The sequence below is a fragment of the Streptomyces sp. WM4235 genome (assembly GCF_001279725.1).
In the GTDB taxonomy this organism is placed as follows: domain Bacteria; phylum Actinomycetota; class Actinomycetes; order Streptomycetales; family Streptomycetaceae; genus Streptomyces.
The window spans coordinates 63,504-86,984 of the sequence record NZ_LGDE01000112.1 but is presented as its reverse complement, the minus strand read 5'-3'; the positions used below and the strand labels follow the sequence as shown (position 1 = coordinate 86,984).

The 23,481-nt window shown below is 70.0% G+C and carries 17 protein-coding genes; 9 read left to right on the top strand and 8 right to left on the bottom strand.

All coding sequences use genetic code 11. The annotated features are described in order from the left end of the window. The first annotated feature begins 283 nt into the window (after positions 1-283). From ADK55_RS11090 to ADK55_RS11070, 5 genes are all read left to right on the top strand, one after another. The gene (locus ADK55_RS11090) at positions 284-2,278 is read left to right on the top strand and encodes an alpha-1,4-glucan--maltose-1-phosphate maltosyltransferase (protein ID WP_063839502.1); all 1,995 of its coding nucleotides are present in this window, start codon (positions 284-286) and stop codon (positions 2,276-2,278) included. Further along, positions 2,275-3,969: a maltose alpha-D-glucosyltransferase gene (gene treS / locus ADK55_RS11085; protein WP_053677523.1), complete on the top strand. Its 1,695-nt coding sequence runs from the start codon at positions 2,275-2,277 to the stop codon at positions 3,967-3,969. The genes ADK55_RS11090 and treS overlap by 4 nt, the downstream gene beginning before the upstream one ends. 351 nt (positions 3,970-4,320) lie before the next feature. Next, positions 4,321-5,781 (top strand): maltokinase N-terminal cap-like domain-containing protein, encoded by a 1,461-nt coding sequence (locus ADK55_RS11080; protein ID WP_063839501.1) that lies wholly within the window; start codon positions 4,321-4,323, stop codon positions 5,779-5,781. Beyond that, entirely contained in the window at positions 5,778-8,063 is a 2,286-nt protein-coding gene (gene glgB / locus ADK55_RS11075; RefSeq protein WP_078998775.1) for a 1,4-alpha-glucan branching enzyme, read from the top strand. Before ADK55_RS11080 ends, glgB begins: the two co-directional genes overlap by 4 nt. Positions 8,064-8,361: 298 nt before the next feature. Beyond that, a complete protein-coding gene (locus ADK55_RS11070) occupies positions 8,362-9,051 on the top strand; it encodes a helix-turn-helix domain-containing protein (protein ID WP_078998773.1) in 690 nt (229 codons plus the stop codon). A 157-nt stretch (positions 9,052-9,208) separates the two neighbouring features. Here the strand turns inward: ADK55_RS11070 and ADK55_RS11065 are convergent, their stop codons facing one another. Continuing rightward, the gene (locus ADK55_RS11065; protein ID WP_053677521.1) at positions 9,209-10,234 is read right to left on the bottom strand and encodes an ATP-dependent 6-phosphofructokinase; all 1,026 of its coding nucleotides are present in this window, start codon (positions 10,232-10,234) and stop codon (positions 9,209-9,211) included. A 308-nt stretch (positions 10,235-10,542) separates the two neighbouring features. Here ADK55_RS11065 and pta point away from each other — a divergent pair, with 308 nt between their 5' ends. The 3 genes from pta (at position 10,543) to pyk (ending at position 15,408) form a co-directional block, all read left to right on the top strand. Further along, positions 10,543-12,633 (top strand): phosphate acetyltransferase, encoded by a 2,091-nt coding sequence (gene pta, locus ADK55_RS11060; protein ID WP_053677518.1) that lies wholly within the window; start codon positions 10,543-10,545, stop codon positions 12,631-12,633. Between the two features lie 63 nt (positions 12,634-12,696). Then, complete coding sequence (locus tag ADK55_RS11055; RefSeq protein WP_053677517.1) at positions 12,697-13,911, top strand: acetate kinase; 1,215 nt, start codon at positions 12,697-12,699, stop codon at positions 13,909-13,911. Positions 13,912-13,974: 63 nt separating this feature from the next. Continuing rightward, positions 13,975-15,408 (top strand): pyruvate kinase, encoded by a 1,434-nt coding sequence (gene pyk / locus ADK55_RS11050; RefSeq protein ID WP_053677515.1) that lies wholly within the window; start codon positions 13,975-13,977, stop codon positions 15,406-15,408. A gap of 105 nt (positions 15,409-15,513) precedes the next feature. Here pyk and ADK55_RS11045 read toward each other — a convergent pair whose 3' ends face one another. The 5 genes from ADK55_RS11045 to ADK55_RS11025 form a co-directional block, all read right to left on the bottom strand. Beyond that, entirely contained in the window at positions 15,514-15,747 is a 234-nt protein-coding gene (locus tag ADK55_RS11045) for a hypothetical protein (protein WP_053677513.1), read from the bottom strand. Between the two features lie 104 nt (positions 15,748-15,851). Beyond that, a complete protein-coding gene (locus tag ADK55_RS11040) occupies positions 15,852-17,189 on the bottom strand; it encodes a hypothetical protein (RefSeq protein WP_053677511.1) in 1,338 nt (445 codons plus the stop codon). Beyond that, positions 17,179-17,736 carry a DUF6114 domain-containing protein gene (locus tag ADK55_RS11035; RefSeq protein ID WP_053677508.1) on the bottom strand — a complete coding sequence of 186 codons (558 nt, stop codon included), beginning with the start codon at positions 17,734-17,736 and terminating at the stop codon, positions 17,179-17,181. The genes ADK55_RS11040 and ADK55_RS11035 overlap by 11 nt, the downstream gene beginning before the upstream one ends. Before the next feature lie 100 nt (positions 17,737-17,836). Continuing rightward, positions 17,837-18,496, bottom strand: coding sequence for a DUF6230 family protein (locus ADK55_RS11030; RefSeq protein ID WP_053677506.1), 660 nt, complete (start codon positions 18,494-18,496; stop codon positions 17,837-17,839). A 617-nt stretch (positions 18,497-19,113) separates the two neighbouring features. After that, the gene (locus ADK55_RS11025; protein WP_053677504.1) at positions 19,114-20,103 is read right to left on the bottom strand and encodes a tetratricopeptide repeat protein; all 990 of its coding nucleotides are present in this window, start codon (positions 20,101-20,103) and stop codon (positions 19,114-19,116) included. 355 nt (positions 20,104-20,458) lie between these two features. Between ADK55_RS11025 and ADK55_RS11020 the strand changes: the two genes are divergently transcribed. Further along, positions 20,459-21,097, top strand: a complete 639-nt coding sequence (locus tag ADK55_RS11020) for a TetR/AcrR family transcriptional regulator (protein ID WP_053677722.1) — start codon at positions 20,459-20,461, stop codon at positions 21,095-21,097. A 132-nt stretch (positions 21,098-21,229) separates the two neighbouring features. Here the strand turns inward: ADK55_RS11020 and ADK55_RS11015 are convergent, their stop codons facing one another. Together ADK55_RS11015 and ADK55_RS11010 are read right to left on the bottom strand one after the other, a co-directional pair. Further along, positions 21,230-22,930, bottom strand: coding sequence for an acyl-CoA mutase large subunit family protein (locus ADK55_RS11015; protein WP_053677502.1), 1,701 nt, complete (start codon positions 22,928-22,930; stop codon positions 21,230-21,232). 109 nt (positions 22,931-23,039) lie between these two features. Then, positions 23,040-23,369, bottom strand: coding sequence for a DUF3817 domain-containing protein (locus tag ADK55_RS11010; RefSeq protein ID WP_053677720.1), 330 nt, complete (start codon positions 23,367-23,369; stop codon positions 23,040-23,042). Positions 23,370-23,481: the final 112 nt, after the last annotated feature.

Sequence of the window (23,481 nt, the reverse complement as noted above, 5' to 3'; positions counted from 1 at the left end):
GCCACTACGTACGAGTAGTTAACCGGGCACCCGGGTTGGGCGGGACCAGAGTGGGAAGGGCTCCCCGGGTACACGCACGGCGCACCAGGCCCCGGACTCCGTCCGGAGGCAACCCCGCCCACCTCCCGCCACCCGAGTGAACGCGGACAGGAGCGGCCATGCCCGCAGCGCAGCCGTCTTCCGAGCGGCTAGAAACAGAGCGAACAGAGCGTGCACTGCCGGCTGCCCAGACAGTCGGTCCGTTGTCACCGAGCCCTGCGAACTGCCCCCAGGTGATCCCATCATGATCGGTCGCATTCCCGTGCTGGACGTCCGCCCCGCCGTCGACTGCGGCGCCAGACCCGCGAAGGCGGTTGTGGACGAGGTCTTCGAGATCTCGGCCACCGTGTTCCGCGAGGGCCACGACGCCGTCTCCGCCCACGTCGTACTCCGAGATCCGAGCGGGCGGCTGCGGCCTCCCGTACCGCTGCGCGAGCTCGCCCCCGGCACCGACCGGTGGGGGGCCCGGGTGTCCGCCGAGGTCGAGGGGAGGTGGACGTACACCGTCGAGGCGTGGAGCGACCCGCTCGCCACCTGGCGGGCCCACGCGGCCGTGAAGATCCCCGCCGGGATCGACGCCGGCCTGACCCTCCTCGAAGGCGCCGAGCTCCACGAGCGGGCCGCCGCGAAGATCCCCAAGCGGGACGGCCGGGCCGACGTGCTGGCCGCCGCCGAGGTCATGCGCGACGAGGAGCGGGCCCCCGCCGAGCGGCACGCCGCCGCCCTCGCGCCCGAGGTGGTGGCGGCCCTCGCCAAGCGGCCCCTGCGGGAGCTGGTCACCGCCGCGAAGGCCCTGCCGCTGCTCGTCGAGCGCAAGCGGGCCCTGTTCGGTTCCTGGTACGAGATGTTCCCGCGCTCCGAGGGAGCGGTGCTGGAGCCCGGCTCGGCCCCGGTCAGCGGGACCTTCCGGAGCGCCGCCGAGCGGCTGCCGGCCATCGCCGCCATGGGCTTCGACGTCGTGTACCTGCCGCCGATCCACCCCATCGGGAGCACATGGCGCAAGGGGCCGAACAACACGCTGTCCGCCGGTAGTTGGGATCCCGGTGTGCCCTGGGCGATCGGTTCCACCGAGGGCGGTCACGACGCCGTCCACCCCGAACTGGGCACCATCGAGGACTTCGACGCCTTCGTCGCGCGCGCCCGCGAGCTGGGGATGGAGATCGCGCTGGACTTCGCGCTCCAGTGTTCCCCCGACCACCCGTGGGTGGAGAAGCACCCGGAGTGGTTCCGCCAACGCGCCGACGGGACGATCGCCTACGCCGAGAACCCGCCGAAGAAGTACCAGGACATCCACCCGATCCACTTCGACACCGACATGGCCGGCATCGTCGAGGAAACGGTCCGGATCCTGCGCCACTGGATGGATCACGGCGTGCGGATCTTCAGGGTCGACAATCCGCACACCAAGCCTGTCGTCTTCTGGCAGAAGGTGATCGCGGACATCAACAAGTCCGACCCCGACGTGATCTTCCTCGCCGAGGCCTTCACCCGTCCCGCGATGATGCGCGCGCTCGCGGCGGTCGGCTTCCAGCAGTCGTACACGTACTTCACGTGGCGCAACACCAAGGCCGAGCTGACCGAGTACCTGACCGAACTGTCGGGGGACCGTTCGGCCTCCGTCATGCGGCCGAATTTCTTCGTCAACACCCCCGACATCCTCCACGCGTACCTTCAGCACGGCGGTCGCCCGGCCTTCGAGGTGCGGGCCGTACTCGCCGCCACCCTGTCCCCCGCCTGGGGCGTCTACGCCGGCTACGAGCTCTGCGAGAACACCCCCGTCAAGGAGGGCAGCGAGGAGTACCTGAATTCCGAGAAGTACGAGTTCCGGCCACGCGACTGGGCGGCCGCCGATCGGGACGGGCTGACCATCGCCCCGCTGATCACGGCCCTGAACCGACTGCGCCGGCGCAACCCGGCCCTCCAGCAGCTCCGCGACATCCACTTCCATTCGACCGACAACGAACAGGTGATCGCCTATTCGAAGCACGCCGGAGCCAATTCCGTACTGGTGGTCGTCAACCTCGATCCGCACCACACCCAGGAGGCGACGGTCTCGTTGGACATGCCGGTACTCGGCCTCGACTGGCACGGGTCCCTCGCGGTGCGCGACGAGCTCACCGGCGAGACCTATCACTGGGGCAGGGCGAACTACGTGCGCCTAGAGCCGGGCCGCACGCCCGCGCACGTACTGGCCGCTCTGCGACCGTCCCCGCCCACCGGAGGGTCACCCATCACATGATGATCAACGATCCCGTCCACGACACGTTCGAGGACACCCCCGCCAAGGACCGCGATCCCGACTGGTTCAAGCGGGCGGTCTTCTACGAAGTGCTCGTCCGCTCCTTCCACGACAGCAACGGCGACGGCGTGGGTGACCTCAAGGGGCTCACCGCCAAGCTCGACTACCTCCAGTGGTTGGGCGTCGACTGCCTCTGGCTGCCGCCGTTCTTCGCCTCACCCCTCCGCGACGGGGGCTACGACGTCTCCGACTACACCTCGGTACTCCCCGAGTTCGGCGACCTCGCCGACTTCGTGGAGTTCGTGGACGCCGCGCACCAGCGCGGCATGCGGGTGATCATCGACTTCGTCATGAACCACACCAGCGATCAGCACGAGTGGTTCCAGCAGTCCCGCAAGGACCCCGACGGTCCGTACGGCGACTACTACATGTGGGCCGACAACGACAAGCAGTACCAGGACGCCCGCATCATCTTCGTCGACACCGAGACCTCCAACTGGACGTACGACCCGGTACGCAAGCAGTACTACTGGCACCGCTTCTTCTCGCACCAGCCGGACCTCAACTACGAGAACCCGGCCGTGGTCGAGGAGATCATCTCGGCGCTCCGCTTCTGGCTGGACCTCGGCATCGACGGTTTCCGGCTCGACGCCGTGCCCTACCTGTACGCCGAGGAGGGCACGAACTGCGAGAACCTGCCGCGCACCCACACCCTCCTCAAGCGGGTCCGCGCCGAGATCGACGCGCACTACCCCGACACGGTCCTCCTCGCGGAGGCCAACCAGTGGCCCGAGGACGTCGTCGACTACTTCGGCGACTTCACGAAGGGCGGGGACGAATGCCACATGGCCTTCCACTTCCCCGTCATGCCGCGCATCTTCATGGCGGTGCGAAGAGAGTCCCGCTACCCCGTCTCGGAAATCCTGGCCAAGACCCCGGCGATCCCGGACCGCTGCCAGTGGGGCATCTTCCTGCGCAACCACGACGAGCTCACCCTCGAAATGGTCACGGACGAAGAGCGCGACTACATGTACGCCGAGTACGCCAAGGACCCCCGGATGCGCGCCAACATCGGCATCCGACGCCGGCTCGCCCCGCTCCTGGACAACGACCGCAACCAGATGGAGCTGTTCACCGCCCTGTTGCTGTCGCTGCCCGGTTCGCCGGTGCTCTACTACGGCGACGAGATCGGCATGGGCGACAACATCTGGCTGGGCGACCGGGACGGCGTCCGGACCCCCATGCAGTGGACCCCGGACCGCAACGCCGGTTTCTCCTCGTGCGATCCGGGCAGGCTGAACCTGCCGGTCATCATGGACCCGGTCCACGGGTACCAGGTCACCAATGTCGAGGCGGCCATGGCATCGCCCTCGTCGTTGCTGCACTGGACCCGCAGGCTGATCGAGATCCGCAAGGCGAACCCCGCCTTCGGTCTCGGCTCGTACACCGAACTGCCGTCGTCGAACCCGGCGGTACTCGCGTTCCTTCGCGAGTACGGGGACGACCTGGTGCTGTGCGTGCACAACTTCTCGCGCTTCGCGCAGCCCACCGAGCTGGACCTGCGGTCGTTCAACGGGCGGGTTCCGGTGGAGCTCACGGGTGACGTGCGCTTCCCGCCGATCGGCGAGTGGCCGTACCTGCTGACCCTGGCGGGACACGGCTTCTACTGGTTCCGGCTCCGCACCGAGTAGTACGCGGGGCCTTCGCTCCCACCGGAGCCGACGTGAACCGACGTCGGCACCGGGCGAGCGAGCCGAAGGCGCACGCCCGCGGAACGGGGTCGAACGCGCGAAGGAACGTGCCACAACCGCGCTTTCGAGCACGTACGACCCCGCGAGTCGGGCTGCCGCGCCCCGGGGCGAACCGAGCCCGAGGAACGACCCGAAGAGCGACCCGAAGAGCAAAAGGCGCGCGAATGGGTCAATCGCCCGCCCCTGTACGGATCATCCATGGCCCGACACTCGTTCACCGCCGGACAGCAACCATCGCCATCCGGGACACTCTGCGCATTCTGTGACGGCCCGGGGAAAGGACGCGACGCCATGTCGGAGGCTGCATCCGCCCGGAGTCGCCAGGGCAGCCTGGCCGCGGTCCCCATCGGACCGCTCGAACCCATGCTGCGCAACTGGCTTCCGAGGCAGCGCTGGTTCGCCGGAAAGGGGCGCGCCATCACGCGCCTTCGTCTGGTCTCGGCCGTCGAACTCCTGCCACCCGGGGCCTCCCCCGGGTTGCTGCACCTGCTCGTCGGCGTGGACGCCGAGGGCAGCTCGGACTGCTACCAACTCCTGCTCGGGGTACGCCCGAACCTGCCGCCGGCGCTCGCGCCCGCCCTGATCGGGCACGCGGAACAGGGGCCGTACGCCGGGCAGGCCGTCTACGAGGGACTCGGCGATCCGCGGCTCGCGGCGCTGCTGCTGGAACGATTGCGCTCCCCCGGAACGCTCGGCCCGTTGCGCTTCGAGCGGGACCCGGGAGCCCTGATCCCGGCCGCGCCGACGCCCCGGCCGCTGTCCGGGGAACAGACCAACTCCTCGCTGATCTACGGGGATTCGTACATCCTCAAGGTGTTCCGCCGGGTCGGCCCGGGAGTCAACCCGGACCTGGAGCTGCCCAGGGCGCTGGCCGCCGCGGGCTGTGCCCGGGTGCCCGCGCCGGTCGCCTGGTACGAGGCCGACCTGCCCGGCGCCGAACCGTTGACCCTGGGCGTGCTCCAGCCGTACCTGCGCGGCTCCGACGACGGCTGGCAGCTCGCACTGCGCCGGCTCGGCGCCGGGGCCGACTTCACCGCCGAGGCCCACGCCCTGGGCCGGGCCACAGCCGAGGTGCACGACGCCCTCGCCGGCGCCCTGCCCACCGTCGCGCTGGGGCCGGAACAGACCGCGCGGCTCGCCGCCGGGATGACGGCCCGACTGGCCGCGACCGCCAGGGAGGTGCCCGCGCTGCGACCGTACGAGGCGGGGCTGCGCGGCGCCTTCGACGCCCTGGCCGCCTCGCGGGGCGGCGGGGTGTCCGCCCAGCGCATCCACGGGGACCTGCACCTGGGCCAGACCCTGCGCACCGTCGAGGGCAGTTGGGCGCTGATCGACTTCGAGGGCGAGCCGGCCAGGCCGCTGGCCGACCGGCGGCGACCCGAACCGGCGGTGCGGGACATCGCCGGGATACTGCGCTCCTTCGACTACGCGGCCCGCTCCCACCGGCCGTTCGCCCCCGCCTGGGCGGACGCCTGCCGGGCGGCGTACTGCGAGGGCTACGCCCGCACCAGCGGCCGGGACCCGCGCGAGGACCCCGTGCTGCTGCGCGCGTACGAGACCGACAAGGCGGTGTACGAGGCCCGCTACGAGTCCCGGCACCGCCCCGACTGGCTGCACGTCCCGATGGCGGCGATCCGGCGACTGTCCGAACCACAGCGGCCCGCTCACCGGCCGGGACACCCCGTGACCCCGCCGACCACCCCAGGCTCCACCACCCCCCATCCGAAGCCCCCGAGGAGGCCGCTCGCGTGAGCGCCGCACGACAGCCGTCACCGACCGTCCGCGACGAATCCGGGGTCACCCCCGAGCCCGTTCGGAAGGCCCGCGCGCCCCGGGCCCGCAAGGCCGCGCCACCCCACGGGGTCCGGCCGGCGCCCGCGCTGGGGGCCGAGGAACGGGCCCGGCTGCTGGAGGGCCGTCACCACGACCCGCACGCGGTGCTCGGCGCCCGGGCACACCGCGGCGGGGTGGCCTTCCGGGTGCTGCGCCCTTACGCGAAGGCGGTGACGGTCCTCGGCAAGGGACTGCGCGCCGAGTTGTTCGACGAGGGGGACGGGTTGTTCTCCGGGCTGTTGCCGTTGTCCGGCGTGCCGGAGTACCGGCTCCTGGTGGCCTACGACAGCGACGAGATCGAGGTCCACGACCCGTACCGGTTCCTGCCGGCGCTCGGCGAGTTGGACCTGCACCTGATCGGCGAGGGCCGGCACGAAGAGCTGTGGACGGCGCTGGGCTCGGAGCCGATGGAGCACCAGGGCGTGGCCGGCACCCGGTTCACGGTGTGGGCGCCGAACGCCCAGGGGGTGCGGGTCACCGGCGACTTCTCGTACTGGGACTCCGTGGCGTACCCCATGCGTTCGCTGGGCTCGACCGGGGTGTGGGAGCTGTTCCTGCCCGGTGTCGGCGAGGGCACCATGTACAAGTACGACATCACGCGCCCGGACGGCAGCCACACCGTGCGCGCCGACCCGATGGCGCGGTACGCGGAGGTCCCGCCGGCGAACGCGTCGGTGGTCACCGCCTCGCACCACACGTGGCAGGACACGGAGTGGATGGCCACGCGCGGGCTCCGGCCGCCGCACCAGGCCCCGCTGTCCGTGTACGAGCTGCACCTCGCGTCGTGGCGGCCGGGGCTGTCGTACCGGCAGCTGGCCGAACAGCTCCCGGCGTACGTCAAGGAGCTCGGCTTCACGCACGTGGAGCTGATGCCGGTCGCGGAGCACCCCTTCGGCGGTTCCTGGGGCTACCAGGTCACCGGATTCTTCGCGCCGACGTCGCGGATGGGCACCCCGGACGACTTCCGGTTCCTGGTGGACGCGCTGCACCGGGCCGGGATCGGGGTGATCGTCGACTGGGTGCCCGCGCACTTCCCGCGCGACGAGTGGGCGCTCGCCGAGTTCGACGGCCGGCCGCTGTACGAGCACCACGACCCGCAGCGGGCGGCGCACCCGGACTGGGGGACGCTGGAGTTCGACTACGGGCGCAAGGAGGTCCGCAACTTCCTCGTGGCGAACGCGGTGTACTGGTGCCAGGAGTTCCACGTGGACGGCCTGCGGGTGGACGCGGTCGCCTCGATGCTCTACCTGGACTACTCGCGCTCCGAGGGCGAGTGGACGCCGAACGAGCAGGGCGGCCGGGAGAACCTGGACGCGGTGGCCCTGCTCCAGGAGATGAACGCGACGGTGTACCGGCGTTGCCCGGGCGTGGTGACGATCGCGGAGGAGTCCACGGCGTGGGAGGGCGTGACCCGGCCGACGGACGCGGGCGGGCTGGGCTTCGGCCTGAAGTGGAACATGGGCTGGATGCACGACACGCTGCGGTACGTGTCGAAGGAGCCGGTGCACCGCAAGTACCACCACCACGACATGACCTTCGCGATGGTGTACGCGTACAGCGAGAACTACGTGCTGCCGATCTCGCACGACGAGGTGGTGCACGGCAAGCGCTCGCTGGTGTCGAAGATGCCGGGTGACTGGTGGCAGCAGCGGGCGGCGCACCGCGCGTACCTGGGCTTCATGTGGGCCCACCCGGGCAAGCAGCTGCTCTTCATGGGACAGGAGTTCGCGCAGGGGTCGGAGTGGTCCGAGACGTACGGGCCCGACTGGTGGGTGCTGGACGAGTCCTATCCGGCGGCCGGTGATCACCGCGGTGTGCGCACCCTGGTGCGGGACCTGAACCGCGCGTACACGGCGGCGCCCGCGCTGTGGGAGCGGGACACGGTGCCGGAGGGCTTCGCCTGGGTGGAGGCGGACGCGGCCGACGACAACGTCTTCGCGTTCCTGCGGTTCGCGCAGGACGGCTCGCAGTTGTTGGCGGTGTCGAACTTCTCGCCGGTGGTGCGTCACGGCTACCGGCTCGGGGTGCCGGAGGAGGTCCCGCTGTGGCGGGAGGTCCTGAACACCGACGAGGAGCGGTACGGCGGCAGCGGTGTGCGGCACCTCCAGTCGCTGCGGCCCGATCCGGTTCCGGCGCAGGGGCGGTCGGCGAGCCTGCGACTGACGCTGCCGCCGATGGCGACGGTCTGGTTCAGGCCGTAGGGACACCCCCCTTTTTTCGGGGCCCTCGCCACCCCCGTGGGCGAGGGCCCCGAAAGGGATCACGGACCGGCCGCATGGCCGGTTCACGCCCTGTGACGGGGATCACTCAACAAGTACGGGGGTAGCGGCGAAATGGAGTGGCTGAATCCGTACCCTGTAAATGGATCTTCCGACGACCCCGATTACCGGACAGTCGCCAGGAAACCGGCATAAAGCCCCGATTTCCATAGGACTTTCCTACGAGTTATCAGCTTGTTTGAATGGTCTGTAGTCGCCACGCCTTGGCCACTCCTACGGTGTGCTTGTGCACTCCAGCCCCCCCTTCAATGCCCCCGCCGCGCGTCGTCTGCGCGCGGCCCTGGGCATGGCGCCCGGCCACGTCGCTTATGGCCTGCGCGCCCAGTACGGACTGACTGTCGCGCCCGAAACCGTGATGGCCTGGGAGCGGGGCGAGGTCTCACCCACTTCCACCGAGCTCACGGCGCTCGCCGGCGTGCTCTGGTGTTCCCCCGGGGAACTCATCGCCGAGCCGATCACCCTGCGGGAGCATCGAATGGCCAGGGGGATGGCCGCCGAGGAATTGGCCCGGCGCATCGGTTTGGAGACGAACTCCTACCAGAAAATGGAGGACACCGGCCGCTGGAAGGGGAACGAGCGGCAGTCCGCCGCCCTCGCCTCGACGCTGGGACTGACCCTGGCCCAGTTCGTGACGGCGACCGGCAAGCACGAGGAACTGGCCGATCTGCTGCGCAGCGCGGTCACCACCCGCTGGCAGGCCTACGGGAAACCGCTGTCCAAGATGCTGCCGGTGCCGAAGGCGCACCTGGAACGGGTGCTGGAGCGGCTGCACGGCGAGTACCAGTCCCGCATGGTCGCGACCCTGAGCTGGGGCGGCGGTGAGGGCACCGCCGGGACGGGCGATTCCGGCCGGGAGTACCTCGCGGACATCGTGAACCGCTTCTGGGCCATCGCCGGCGGCGCGGAATAGGACGCGTTCCGGGCGGTCCGGGGACGGGCCGAGACGGCCCCGGCCGGGCCGCGGAGGGACTCGACCGGGGCCGTTCGGCGCGCGATGTCGGGACGTGGGTCCCGCTCGTGCGGGCGGGACGCGGGTCCCGCTCGCACGGGCCGGTCACCGGTCCCGGTCAGAAGACGGACTCGGCCTCATACATGCGGTCCTCCGGGACCGTCTTCAGCTCGGTGACGGCGTGCGCCAGCGGGGCCATCACGATGTCGGTGCCGCGCAGCGCGGTCATGTTGCCGTACTCGCCCCGGTGGACGGCCTCGACGGCGTGCCAGCCGAAGCGGGTGGCGAGCACGCGGTCGTACGCGGTCGGGGTGCCGCCGCGCTGGACGTGGCCGAGGATGACCGGGCGGGCCTCCTTGCCCAGGCGCCGCTCCAGCTCGACCGCGAGACGGTTGCCGATGCCGGCGAAGCGCTCGTGACCGTACGCGTCGATGGCGCCCTTCTCGTACGGCATGGAGCCCTCGGCCGGGTGCGCGCCCTCGGCGACGCAGATGACGGCGAACTTCTTGCCGCGGGCGAACCGCTCCTCCACCATCTTCACCAGCGCGTCCACCTCGAAGGGGCGCTCCGGCAGACAGATCCCGTGGGCGCCGCCGGCCATGCCGGACTCCAGGGCGATCCAGCCGGCGTGGCGCCCCATGACCTCGACGACCATCACGCGCTGGTGGGACTCGGCGGTGGTCTTGAGGCGGTCGATGGCCTCGGTCGCGACCATGACGGCGGTGTCGAAGCCGAAGGTGCGGTCCGTGGAGGAGATGTCGTTGTCGATGGTCTTCGGCACTCCGACGACCGGCATCCCCGCTTCCGACAGCATCCGGGCGGCGGTGAGCGTGCCTTCCCCGCCGATCGGGATGAGCGCGTCGATGCCGTAGCGGGTCGCCAGTTCGCGGGCGTTCTCGGCGGCTTCGTGCAGGCGCGCCCGCTCCATGCGCGCTGAGCCGAGAATCGTGCCGCCGCGCGCGAGAATGCCGCTGACGGCATTGATGTCGAGCGGGCGGAAGTTGCCGTCGAGGAGGCCCTTGAAACCGTCCTCGAAGCCGATGATCTCGTCTCCGTGGCCGACTGCGGCGCGGTGTACGACCGACCGGATGACAGCGTTGAGGCCCGGGCAGTCGCCGCCTGCGGTGAGAACTCCGATACGCATCGTGCTGTGTCTCCTGCTCCTGGTCGTACCTGGCCGTACGCGTGCGGGCACACGGCCGTACATATGAAGGGCGTATTGATGAAGCCTGTCCGATTGTTCCACGGGCCGAGGGTGGGTCGCTCTACGCGCCACTACCCCCGACGGGCCTTTCGGCCCCCCTGGACAGGCCTTTTTCCCGGCGGGCGACCTATCTGCCCGCAGAGGTATTGTCAAGAGGTCAAGCCCAAATCAACCGGGGCAACCGACTCGGAGATCCGCGCGCGGCGCCCAGGAACCGCGCCGCGGCGACACATGGACGGAGAGCACGCGTGACGCGCAGCGTGTACGTGACCGGTATCGAGCGGGGGGACGGCCGGCAGGTCGTCGAGCTGGGAATCATGGAGCTGCTGACCCGCCAGACAGCCCGGGTCGGCGTCTACCGTCCGTTGTTGCACGACGCCCCGGACCGGCTCTTCGACCTGTTGAAGGCCCGCTACCGGATCGACCAGGACGCGGCGACGGCCTACGGCATGGAGTACCACGAGGCCTGGGCCATCCAGGCCGAGAAGGGTACCGACGAATTGGTCTCCCGGCTCGTCGACCGCTACCACCGGGTGGCCCGGGACTACGAGGTCATGCTCGTCCTCGGCACCGACTACGCCGACACCAACCTCCCGGACGAGCTCGCGCTGAACGCCCGCCTCGCCAATGAGCTGGGGGCCGTGGTCGTGCCCGTCGTGGGCGGTACCAAGCACCCCGCCGAGGCCGTGCGCGCCGAGACCCGCAACGCGTACCGGGCGTACGAGAGCCTGGGCTGCCACGTCGTGGCGATGGTCGTGAACCGGGTGGCGGCCGAGGACCGGGACCACATCGCCGGGCGACTGGCCGCCAGGATGCCGGTGCCCTGCTACGTGCTGCCGGACGACAAGTCGCTCTCCGCGCCGACCGTCGCCGAGATCACCCGCGCGCTCGGCGGCGAGGTGCTGCTGGGCGACGAGGCCGGGCTGGCGCGCGACGCGGTGGACTTCGTCTTCGGCGGGGCGATGCTGCCGAACTTCCTCAACGCGCTGACCCCCGGATGTCTGGTGGTCACCCCCGGAGACCGTTCCGACCTGCTCGTGGGCGCGCTGGCCGCGCACACCTCCGGCACCCCGCCGATCGCCGGCGTGCTGCTGACGCTCAACGAGCGGCCGACGCCGGCCGTGCTGACGCTGGCCTCGAAGCTCGCGCCGGGCACCCCGGTGGTCTCGGTCGCCGGCAACAGCTTTCCCACGGCCGCGGAACTCTTCTCGCTGCAGAGCCGGTTGAACTCGGCGACCCCGCGCAAGCTGGAGACCGCGCTCGGCCTGTTCGAGCGTCACGTGGACACCGCCGAGCTGCGCGACCTGTTGTCGGTGGCGCGTTCCGAGCGCGTCACCCCGATGATGTTCGAGCACGAGCTGCTGGAGCGGGCCCGTTCCGAGCGCCGCCGTGTGGTGCTGCCCGAGGGCACCGAGGAGCGGGTGCTGCGCGCCGCGGACGTGGTGTTGCGGCGCGGGGTCTGTGACCTGACCCTGCTCGGCGAGGAGCAGGCGATCGTGAAGAAGGCCGCCGACCTGGGCATCGACATCTCGGGGGCCCAGCTGATCGACCCGGCGACCTCTCCCCTGCGGGAACGATTCGCCGAGTACTACGCCCAGGTTCGCTCCCACAAGGGCATGACCGTCGAGCTGGCCCACGACGTGGTCACCGACGTCAACTACTTCGGCACCCTGATGGTCCAGGAGGGCCTGGCCGACGGCATGGTCTCCGGCTCGGTGCACTCCACCGCCGCGACGATCCGCCCGGCCTTCGAGATCATCAAGACGAAGCCCGACGCCTCCATCGTCTCCTCGGTCTTCTTCATGTGTCTGGCCGACAAGGTCCTCGTCTACGGGGACTGCGCGGTCAACCCGGACCCGGGCGCCGAGCAGCTCGCGGACATCGCCGTCCAGTCGGCGGCCACCGCCGCCGCCTTCGGCGTCGAGCCGCGGATCGCGATGCTCTCGTACTCCACCGGCACGTCCGGCTCCGGAGTGGACGTCGACAAGGTGCGCAAGGCCACCGAGATCGTCCGCGAGCTGCACCCCGACCTGCTGATCGAGGGTCCGATCCAGTACGACGCCGCCGTGGAACCCTCGGTCGCCGCGACCAAGCTGCCCGAGTCGGAGGTGGCCGGCCGCGCGAGCGTGCTGATCTTCCCCGACCTGAACACGGGCAACAACACGTACAAGGCCGTGCAGCGCTCGGCGGGCGCCGTCGCGGTCGGCCCGGTCCTCCAGGGCCTGCGCAAGCCGGTCAACGACCTCTCGCGCGGCGCCCTGGTCCAGGACATCGTCACCACCGTGGCGATCACCGCGATCCAGGCCCAGACGCAGCAGACACAGCAGCCGGCCGGCTGACCCGCAGGCCACTCCCACCCCCACCCCCACGAGTCACCCCACACACGAGAAGGCACCGCACCCGTGACCGCATCGCGCGTACTCGTCCTCAACTCCGGCTCCTCGTCGGTGAAGTACCAGCTCCTCGACATGGCGGACTCCCGCCGTCTCGCCGTCGGGCTGGTGGAGCGGATCGGGGAGGAGACCTCGCGCCTGGTCCACGAACCCCTGACCGGCCCCGGCGCCGCCGGCGGCAAGCGCGAGCGGGTCGGCGCGATCGGCGACCACGAGGCCGCGCTGCGGGCGGTGGCCGAGGAGCTGGACGCCGACGGCCTGGGACTGGACTCCCCCGAACTCGCGGCCGTGGGGCACCGGGTCGTGCACGGCGGCACCAGGTTCACCCGGCCGACGGTGATCGACGACGAGGTGCTGGCGGAGATCCGCAGCCTGATCCCGCTCGCCCCGCTGCACAACCCGGCGAACGTGACCGGCATCGAGGTGGCCCGGTCGCTGCGCGCCGACCTGCCGCAGGTGGCCGTCTTCGACACCGCCTTCCACTCGACGATGCCGGAGTACGTGGCCCGGTACGCGATCGACGCCGCGACGGCGGACAAGTACTCCATCCGGCGGTACGGCTTCCACGGCACCTCCCACGCCTACGTCTCGCGGGCCACGGCCGAGCTCCTCGGCCGGCCGGTGGAGGACGTGAACGTGATCGTGCTGCACCTGGGCAACGGCGCCTCGGCCTCGGCCGTGCGCGGCGGGGTGTGCGTGGAGACCTCCATGGGGCTGACCCCACTGGAGGGCCTGGTCATGGGAACCCGCTCGGGCGACCTGGATCCGGCCGTGATCTTCCACCTGGCGCGGGTAGGCGGCCTCTCGGTGGATGAGATCGATTCGCTCCTGAACAAGAAGAGCGGTCTGCTGGGCATGTGCGGCGACAACGACATGCGCGAGGTGCTGCGGCGCGCGGGCGAGGGCGACGAGGCGGCGGCGACCGCCTTCGCCGCCTACGTCCACCGTCTGAAGAAGTACATCGGCGCCTACTCGGCCGTGCTCGGCCGGGTGGACGCGGTGGCGTTCACGGCGGGCGTGGGCGAGAACGCCCACCAGGTCCGGGAGGCCGCGGTCGACGGGCTGGCCGAGCTGGGCCTCGCGCTCGACCTGGAGGCCAACGCGGCACGCTCCTCGGAGCCGCGCCTGATCTCGACGGAGTACGCCCGGGTGGCCGTGGCCGTGGTCCCGACGGACGAGGAACTGGAGATCGCCGCCCAGACGTACGCGCTGGTTACTCAGTAGTCACTTGGACTTTCCACCAGACGGAATATTCCGCTGCGAAACAAACCGGATAGGATCCGCTTCATGCGCCGTTCCAAAATCGTCTGCACCCTGGGCCCCGCCGTCGACTCGTATGAGCAGCTGAAAGCGCTCATCGAGGCAGGCATGAACGTGGCCCGATTCAACTTCAGCCACGGATCCCAGGCAGAACACCAGGAGCGGTACGACCGCGTCCGGAAGGTCTCCGAGGACACCGGGCGTGCCGTCGGCGTCCTCGCCGACCTCCAGGGTCCGAAGATCCGCCTGGAGACCTTCGCCGAGGGTCCCGTCGAGCTGGTGCGCGGTGACGAGTTCACCATCACCACCGAGGACGTCCCCGGCGACAAGTCCATCTGCGGAACCACCTACAAGGGCCTGCCCGGCGACGTCTCCCAGGGCGACCCGATCCTGATCAACGACGGCAACGTCGAGCTCCGCGTGACCGCGGTCGAGGGCCCCAAGGTCAAGACCATCGTCATCGAGGGCGGTGTCATCTCGGACCACAAGGGCATCAACCTGCCGGGTGCCGCCGTCAACGTCCCCGCCCTGTCGGAGAAGGACGTCGACGACCTGCGCTTCGCGCTGCGGATGGGCTGCGACATGGTCGCCCTGTCCTTCGTCCGCGACGCCAACGACGTCAAGGACGTCCACAAGGTCATGGACGAGGTCGGCCGCCGGGTCCCCGTCATCGCCAAGGTGGAGAAGCCCCAGGCCGTCGAGAACATGGCGGCCGTGGTGGACGCCTTCGACGCCGTCATGGTGGCCCGCGGTGACCTGGCCGTCGAGTATCCGCTCGAAAAGGTCCCGATGGTCCAGAAGCGGCTCATCGAGATGTGCCGCCGCAACGCCAAGCCGGTGATCGTCGCGACCCAGATGATGGAGTCGATGATCACCAACTCGCGCCCGACGCGCGCCGAGGCCTCCGACGTCGCCAACGCCATCCTCGACGGTGCGGACGCGGTCATGCTGTCCGCCGAGTCCTCGGTCGGCGCGTACCCGATCGAGACCGTCAAGACGATGTCGAAGATCGTCACGGCGGCCGAGGAGGAACTGCTCTCCAAGGGCCTCCAGCCGCTGGTCCCGGGCAAGAAGCCGCGCACCCAGGGCGGCGCCGTCGCCCGCGCGGCCTGCGAGATCGCCGACTTCCTCGACGCGAAGGCGCTCGTCGCCTTCACCCAGTCCGGTGACACGGCCCGCCGCCTGTCGCGCTACCGCGCGTGCCAGCCGATCCTGGCCTTCACCACCGACACCGGCACCCGCAACCAGCTCACGCTGAGCTGGGGCGTCGAGTCGTACGTGGTCCCGCACGTGGACAACACCGACGCGATGGTCGACCTGGTGGACGCGGAGCTGCTGAAGCTCAACCGCTACCACCCGGGCGACTCGATGATCATCACGGCCGGCTCCCCTCCCGGTGTCCCGGGCACGACCAACATGGTCCGCGTCCACCACCTGGGCGGCGACGACTCCCGCGCCTGACCGACCCGGCCGGCCGGACCGACCGGCCGGCTCTGCCGCACAGAGACCGAGGCCCGCTCCCCCGTGGGGGAGCGGGCCTCGGTCTGCGGTGGCTGCGTACGGCCACTACTCCCCGCCGGGGTCGATCTCCCGGCCCGTGGAGTCCCAGACCCGCATGAAGCCGAAGCCCTCCTGGGTCCGGATCAGGACGCCGCCCCGGAGGTGGACCGAGCTCGGCGGATCGGACTCGGCGAACTCCACATCGATCCAGTCGCCCGGAGGGATGAGGCACTGGCCGCCGATGATCTCGAAGTGGACCATCAGCGGTTCGTCGTGGTTGGCGTGGAAACGGGTTCTCATGGCACATCGTCCCAGTGCTGGAGCGGCGACCGAGCAACGCACGACTGAGGCCCGTTCCGGGAAGGGAGCGGGCCTCAGTCGTATGTGCGGGGTGTGCGGGGGTTCTACTCCGGCGGGCCTACGTAGTTCTTGAGGCCCGGGACCGTGAGGTTGCCGCCGAACTGGCCTGCCTGGACGACCTTGACGTCCGTGAAGAACGCGAAGGGGACGTTCAGGGGCGGTGGGCTGTTCGGGGTGAACTCGATCGGGATCAGCCCGAAGAGCTTCCCCTTGAGGCTCTCGGTGTACATCGTCACCGTGGCGCCGCGGATGGTGGACGTGGAGCCCGGCCGCGACTTCAGGTGGGCGACGTTCCCCTCCTTGCCGACGGTCTGGTACAGGTCCTTGATGTCCAGGGAGTCCGCAGTGAACTTCAGGACCTTCTTGATCTTGCCGCCCGCCGTCTTCACCTCGACGATGCCCGCGTAGTCCAGGCCGTAGAGGGTCAGTCGGGAGCTGTCGAGGTACCAGGGCTCGTCGGGCAGGAGCGGGATGCCCGGCTCCAGCTCGGCGTCGGCCAGCGCCTTGGCGTCGTAGGTCGGGCAGGGGAAGGGTTCCTTCCCGTCCGCGTCCTTCGTCGCCGAGATCGAGGGAGAGGGGGACGGCGAGGTCTTGTCCTCGTCCTTCTTCTCGTCGGCCTCGTCCTTGGCGTCCTTGTCGGCCTTGTCCTTGTCGGTGGCCTTGCCCGTCTCGTCCTTGGGGGACTTGGCGGTGTCCTTGACGTTCTGGGGCAGTTCCTCGACCTTGGCGCCCGCCTGCTTCGCCGCCTCGCGGATCGCGTCCGCCGACGGGTCGGGCTTGGGTGCGGTGGACGTGGTGGGCGCCGGGGTGGCCGGCTTCTCGGTGCCCTTGAGGGGCTTGCCGAGCTCGTCGAAGAAGTCCTTGACCTTGTCGCCGACACCCAGCGGGTCGAGGGGGTTCGTGGGCTTGGCCGCCGAGGCGGACGGCGACGGGGAGGCGCTCGCGGACGGGGTGGCCGCCGGAGTGCTCTGCTTCGCCTTCTCGGGCGTGGTGGGCTTGGAAGCGGACGGCTTCGTGCCGGGCTTCGGCGCCACCGCGCTCGCACCGGGCGAAGGAGTCGCGCTCGGCGACGTGCTCGCACTGGCGCTCGGCGAAGGCGACTTGGACGCGGACGGCGAGGCCGACTCCGCGGGCTCGTCGGACCGTGTCACGCACGGACCGGGCGCGAAGGGGATGTCCTTGTCGTCGGCCAGGGCCAGCTTGGGGGCCATGCCCATCCCGACGAACACGGCGGTCGGCATGGCCGCCAGTGCCATCGTCTTGCCGACGGGTATCTGGAACTTGGTCAGCAGCGACTTCCTGGGCGCCGCGTGTCGCGGGCCTTTTCTCTCACGGGACTCCGCGTCCGGGGTCTCACCCCTCCGCGTCTCGTCACCCCGCACTGTTCCTCCCGCCATCGGCGTGGGCAGTCGTCTCGGTCGCGTAAGCCGTTTCCGTGTCGCGGGGACCGGGGATCCCCAGCGGGCCGCCGGCGAACGCGTCCGCCTTGGCCGCCGCCGGGTCCTGCTCCTCTTCCGGGGCCGCCGGCTTGCCGGGAACCCATGCGAGGGCCAGGGCGCCGCCGATCAGCGAGAACAGGAAACCGAGGAAGAAGCCGCCCAGGTTGGACACCGGCAGGGAGACCAGGGCCAGGAGGATCGAGGCCACCCCGGCGAAAACCCGGATGCCCTGCTGGAACCAGAGGGCCACGCCCAGGGTCATCAGCAGGACGCCGATGATCAGCGAACCCGCACCGGCGGTCGTCGACATGGCGATCGTGATGTTGCCCAGGCGGAGGTCCGCGTAGGGGAAGTACGCGATCGGGAAGCCCCCGAAGAGAATGAAGAGCCCCGCCCAGAAGGGGCGGCTACCCCTCCAGTCGCGGAAGCGGTGGCGCACCACGGTGAGCCAGTGTTCGTCTGCGGAGCGAACCGGGGCCTCGGCGTTCATGGACAACAGCTCCCTGGAAACGGTGGTACGGAAAACTGTGTGGGGACCGGAAGGGACGGCGACCACAACCGCCGCCCTCCCGGCCACGCACCGGATCCGACTACTTCACGTCGGAGTCCTTGTAGCAGGGCTCGTCGCCACTGAGCAGGCGCAGCTTGAGGTTCGGCAGCGTGAACGTACCCGCCGTCGTCGCCCAGGCCTTCTGCTTCACGTCCGTCAGCACGGCCTTCTTGGCGCGCTGCGAGAACAGGGCGCCGTTCGCCACCGTGCCGGCCTGCGGCGCGGTGGGGTGCTCCGCGGTGCCTCCCGCCGCGCTCACCGCGACACCGATGTCCAGGTCCTTGAACGTGGCATCGGTGTCGAGCTCGGCGACATCCAGGTAGATGTTCTCCGCGACCGCCGGCTTGCCCTTGTTGCCGGTCTGGAGCTTCATCGTGATGTTGCCGATGCCCGGAATCGGGGTGACCAGCGACTGGCACATGTTGGTGATCTCGGCGTGACGGAACCCGGAGATGGTGACCGGGTGCGCCGCGTCCTTGCCGTCGAGGCCCTTGCCCTTGGCGACGCTGCCGTACTGGATGAGGTCGTCACCGTCGAGCTTGTCGGCCGACACCTTGAAGTCCTGGCCCGAGACGCTGAAGGACGCCGCGAGGGCACCCTGCGCCAGACCCACACCGACCGCGGCCGTGGCCGCGATGCTCGGCACCATGACGAGAGCGAAGCGCTTCCATCTGGTCCCACCACGAACCTGAGAACTCATTTTCGTTCCTCCTTCTCGGACGTACATCTCCGGTCCGGGCAGTGCCCGTCCTGGGATGGGAGAAGTGCTACGTCCTCGGGAAGAAGCGCGAGCGGCCGAGCCGCGACCAGGCCGCGTCCGTACACAGGCGTTCACCCCCGAGCGACAACCACTGGGCCACGCGTTCGCGCAACCTGGGGGGACAGGCCCTGCCGGTGAGGCAAGTACCCCCCTGTCCCACGGCCGGTGCCACTGCCACAGGCCGACTCGGTGGGGACCCTCCACCGCGGCTCCGGATGAGCGGCTCTGCGGGAAGGACCGAGCGTGGCCGATCGTGGTCCATTCACGGCCGGGGCACAAGGGGGTTCGTTACTGGCGGGTAACGGCTGGATAACCGGAGTGAGGCCCACTGTCGTCGGGAGGCAACACAGGGTGTCACCCAGGGCCACGACAAACAGGGAACGAGCGAACCAACCGGACAGATCACGGGGTTCGACTTACTGCGAGTAACAGCGGCCGGGATTGCCAAGTTTTGGCAAAGTGCGGCCGCTGTTTCTCTATGTGTCAACAAATCGCCGGTGGCCCGTCGAACTCCGGGGACGCCCCCGGACCGGCCACGGACCGCTTCCGGGCCGGGTCTAGAAGAGCACCCGCGCGAGCGCGGTGCGGGCCGCCGACACCCGGGGGTCGTCCGCCCCGATGACTTCGAACAGTTCCAGCAGCCTCAGGCGTACCGTGTCCCGGTCGTCACCGAACGTCACCCGCACGGTGTCCACCAGGCGACCGAAGGCGTCCTCCACGTGACCGCCGACCAGGTCGAGGTCGGCCGCGGCGATCTGCGCCGCCGGATCCTTGGGATTCTCGGCGGCCGCGGTGCGCACCGCCTGGGGGTTCATGTCCTGGACCCGGACGAGGAGTTCCGCCTGGGCCAGGCCCAGCCTGGCCTCGGTATTGGCCGGGGCGTCGGCCAGTACGTTCTTGTACGCCTGCACCGCGCCGGCCAGGTCGCCCGCGTCGAGCGCCACGACGGCCGCCTCCAGCAGTGCGTCGTACGGGCCGACGGGCTCGGCGGTCTCGACCGGGGCTCCTTCGGCGCTCGGGTCGACCTGGACGCCGATGAGACCGAAGCGCTCCTCCGCGACCTGGACCAGCTGGGCCAGGGTCTCGCGGATCTGCTGCTCGGGGACCGCTCCCTGGAACAGGGGCAGCACCTGGCCGGCGACCACGGCGAAGACGGCCGGGATGCCCTGGATGCCGAACTGCTGCATGAGCAGCTGGTTGGCGTCGACGTCCACCTTGGCCAGGACGAGGCGGCCGTTCGCCTCGACGGTCAGCCGCTCCAGGAGCGGGCTGAGTTGCTTGCACGGCTCGCACCACTCGGCCCAGAAGTCGAGGACGACGGGAACCTGGTCGGAGAGCTGGATGACATCGCGGTCGAAACCGGCCTCGTCTACGTCGATGACGAGCGCGGACGGCGGTACGGCGCCGGTGGGCGCGGCGTCCGCTCCGGCGCCGCCCTGGCGGTTCGCCTCGGCGCGCGCCTGCTCGGCCTTCGCCTTGGCTTCGCCGGCGGCCTTCACCGCGGCGAGGTCGACGACGCCGCTCATGGACATGTTTCTGGGCTGCATGCGTACATCCTCCCCCGTGTGCGCGCGCCGACGAAAAAGATCGGACAAGATCGCGTGAGGAATTCCCGCGCGAACCCGATCGGTGTTACCCGTGTGGTTGGTGTTGCCTGTGTTGCCGCTCCACCGCTGCTCCCCCCGCTGACGCGGCGGAGCAGCGCCGGTGTCGCGTCCCCGTACTGCCTTGCTTCCCTGAGGTCGGCACCAGGTCCCCACCCGGCGCCCGTAGCCTTCGCGTGGTTGTCGCTCTTACGCTACGAGCCGTAGCGTAACTCCCCCGGGCCTCCGGCGCTCCGTGATCTGAACCACAGTGAACGGGCCCCCGATGGTTCACCTACTGGCGGGTATGGTCACCGCCATGCGCAACCCCAGCCCCGGCACCAGCTCCCCGCAAGGTCGCACCGGCCGTCCCCGCAGCGCGGCGGCGGACGAGGCGATCCTCGCCGCGACGCGGGACGCGCTGGTCGAGCTGGGCTGGTCGAAGCTGACGATGGGCGACGTGTCGGCCCGCGCGGGCGTCGCGAAGACCACCCTGTACCGGCGGTGGGCGAGCAAGAACGAGCTGGTGGTCGACGCGGTCGCGGAGCTCTTCGACGCGCTCGAACTGCCCGACCGGGGCTCGTTGGAAGCGGACGTCGAGTACGTGGTGCTGCGGTTCGCGGAGTTGCTGCGGCGGCCGGAGGCCCGTACGGCCCTGATGGCGGTGGTCGCCGAGTCCACCCGGGACGAGGCCCTGCGGGACCGGATCCGGTCGGCCATCGTGGATCGGCAGAAACGTCTCGTCGTACTGGGGCGCGAGCGCGCGCAGGCTCGGGGCGAACTCCCCTACGAGGCGGACGAGTCCCTGGCGAACCACACCACGGACCTGATCTTCGACGTGATCGCCGGGACGGTGGTGCACCGGGCCCTGGTCAGCTCGGAGCCGGTGGACGAGCTCTGGGTGGCCACCTTCACGGCCCTGCTGATGCACGGCCTCCTGGGCCCGACACCGGCCTGAGCGGGCCCGGGGCGGGACCCGGGCCACGACCGCGACCGGAGCCGCGGCACACGCGAGAGCCGGCCGCGGCGCCACCCTGCGGGGCACCACGACCGGCTGTCGTGAACGAGGGGATCCCCCGCGGATCGGGGATCAGAAGCCGGGCGGCTCGGTGTACGTGCCCCACTCGTCCCGCAGGACGTTGCAGATCTCGCCCATGGTGGCCTCGGCCCGCACCGCGTCCAGCATGGCCGGAATCATGTTCGAGCCGTCCCGGGCGGCGGCCAGCATGGTGTCCAGCGAGGCCTTGACCTTGGCGTCGTCCCGCCGCCCCTTGCGCGCGGCCAGCTCCTCGACCTGTACGCGCTCCACCTCGTGGCTGACCCGGAGGATCTCCAGGTCGCCGGTGACCGATCCGTGGTGGACGTTGACGCCGACGACCCGCTTGTCGCCCTTCTCCAGGGACCGTTGGTAGGTGAAGGCCGATTCGGCGATCTCCCCGGTGAACCAGCCGTCCTCGATGCCGCGCAGGATGCCCGAGGTGATCGGCCCGATGGGGTGCCGGCCGTCCGGGTGGGCCCGCAGTCCGCGCTCCTTGATCTGGTCGAAGATCTTCTCGGCGTCGGCCTCGATGCGGTCGGTGAGCTGCTCGACGTACCAGGAACCGCCCAGCGGGTCGGCCACGTTGGCCACGCCGGTCTCCTCCATCAGCACCTGCTGCGTGCGCAGGGCGATCTCGGCGGCCTGCTCGCTCGGCAGGGCGAGGGTCTCGTCGAGGGCGTTGGTGTGCAGGGAGTTGGTGCCGCCGAGGACGGCCGCGAGGGCTTCCACGGCGGTGCGCACGACGTTGTTGTACGGCTGCTGGGCGGTGAGGGAGACGCCGGCGGTCTGGGTGTGGAAGCGCAGCCACATCGTCTTGTCGGACTGTGCGCCGTAGACCTCCTTCATCCAGCGGGCCCAGATCCTGCGGGCGGCGCGGAACTTGGCGATCTCCTCGAAGAAGTCGAGGTGCGCGTCGAAGAAGAAGGAGAGACCGGACGCGAAGTGGTCCACGTCCAGGCCGCGGGAGAGGCCCAGCTCCACGTAGCCGAAGCCGTCGGCGAGGGTGTAGGCGAGTTCCTGCGCGGCCGTGGCTCCGGCCTCGCGGATGTGGTAGCCGGAGACGGACAGCGGCTTGTAGGCCGGGATGCCGTTCGCGCAGTACTCCATGAGGTCGCCGATGAGGCGCAGGTGCGGCTCGGGTTCGAAGAGCCACTCCTTCTGGGCGATGTACTCCTTGAAGATGTCGGTCTGGAGCGTGCCGTTGAGCACGGCCGGATCGACGCCCTGGCGCTCGGCGGCGACCAGGTACATGCAGAAGGCGGGGACGGCGGGGCCGCTGATGGTCATCGAGGTGGTGACGTCGCCGAGCGGGATGTCCTTGAACAGGATCTCCATGTCGGCGGCGGAGTCGATGGCCACACCGCAGTGCCCGACCTCACCGAGGGCGCGGGGGTCGTCGGAGTCGCGTCCCATCAGGGTCGGCATGTCGAAGGCGACGGAGAGCCCGCCACCGCCGGCGGCCAGGATCATCTTGTAGCGCTCGTTGGTCTGCTCGGCGTTGCCGAACCCGGCGAACTGCCGGATCGTCCAGGTCCGCCCCCGGTACCCGGTGGCGTGCAGGCCCCGGGTGTAGGGGTACTCCCCCGGCCAGCCGATGCGCTCGAATCCCTCGTACGAGTCGCCGGGCCGGGGCCCGTAGACGGGATCGACGGCATCGCCGGAGAGCGTCGTGAAATCGGCCTCGCGCTTGCGGGCTTTGTCGTACCGGGCCTGCCAGCGACGGCGGCCCTCCTCGATGGCGTCAGCGTCCATACCCATGAATTTACTAGGACGTCCTAGTAAATGTCGATGGCAAACCCCCGGAGAGTCGTCCCGGGGGTGTCCGCTCAGGTGTGCCGCGAGCCGCGCGCCGGCGCCGAGGCTAGGCCTTGGCGGTGGTCAGACCGTCTTCGACCAGCGGCTCGACCTCGGCGCGGACCTTGCGCTCGACGAAGAAGGCCGCGAGCGGAATCGTTCCGCTGACCATGACCCAGAGCATCTTGCCGAAGGGCCACCGGGCCTTGGAGCTCAGGTCGAAGGCAAAGACCAGGTAGATCATGAAGAGCACGCCGTGAGCCTGGGAGACCACGAAGGTCAGGTCGGCGCCCTTGTCGAAGCCGTACTTGAAAACCATGCAGGTGCACAGCACCAGCAGCATCACGGCAGTGACAAAGGCCATCACCCGGTACCGGGTCAGCACGCTTCGTTTCATGGCCACGAGCCTAACCGTCCGTTTTGCGCGATCTTGACGCGGGCCCCGTGATCGACCTCGCGATCGACGTCGTGCCCGATGCCCCTGATCGACGCGGGTCCCGCGTACGGGA

Coding starts and splice junctions, on each gene's coding strand:
- ADK55_RS11030 (WP_053677506.1), bottom strand. CDS start 18,496: ATGAGTTCTCAGGTTCGTGGTGGGACCAGATGGAAGCGCTTCGCTCTC.
- ADK55_RS11020 (WP_053677722.1), top strand. CDS start 20,459: ATGCGCAACCCCAGCCCCGGCACCAGCTCCCCGCAAGGTCGCACCGGC.
- ADK55_RS11090 (WP_063839502.1), top strand. CDS start 284: ATGATCGGTCGCATTCCCGTGCTGGACGTCCGCCCCGCCGTCGACTGC.
- pyk (WP_053677515.1), top strand. CDS start 13,975: ATGCGCCGTTCCAAAATCGTCTGCACCCTGGGCCCCGCCGTCGACTCG.
- ADK55_RS11015 (WP_053677502.1), bottom strand. CDS start 22,930: ATGGACGCTGACGCCATCGAGGAGGGCCGCCGTCGCTGGCAGGCCCGG.
- ADK55_RS11045 (WP_053677513.1), bottom strand. CDS start 15,747: ATGAGAACCCGTTTCCACGCCAACCACGACGAACCGCTGATGGTCCAC.
- ADK55_RS11010 (WP_053677720.1), bottom strand. CDS start 23,369: ATGAAACGAAGCGTGCTGACCCGGTACCGGGTGATGGCCTTTGTCACT.
- ADK55_RS11035 (WP_053677508.1), bottom strand. CDS start 17,736: ATGAACGCCGAGGCCCCGGTTCGCTCCGCAGACGAACACTGGCTCACC.
- ADK55_RS11025 (WP_053677504.1), bottom strand. CDS start 20,103: ATGCAGCCCAGAAACATGTCCATGAGCGGCGTCGTCGACCTCGCCGCG.
- treS (WP_053677523.1), top strand. CDS start 2,275: ATGATGATCAACGATCCCGTCCACGACACGTTCGAGGACACCCCCGCC.
- ADK55_RS11065 (WP_053677521.1), bottom strand. CDS start 10,234: ATGCGTATCGGAGTTCTCACCGCAGGCGGCGACTGCCCGGGCCTCAAC.
- ADK55_RS11080 (WP_063839501.1), top strand. CDS start 4,321: ATGTCGGAGGCTGCATCCGCCCGGAGTCGCCAGGGCAGCCTGGCCGCG.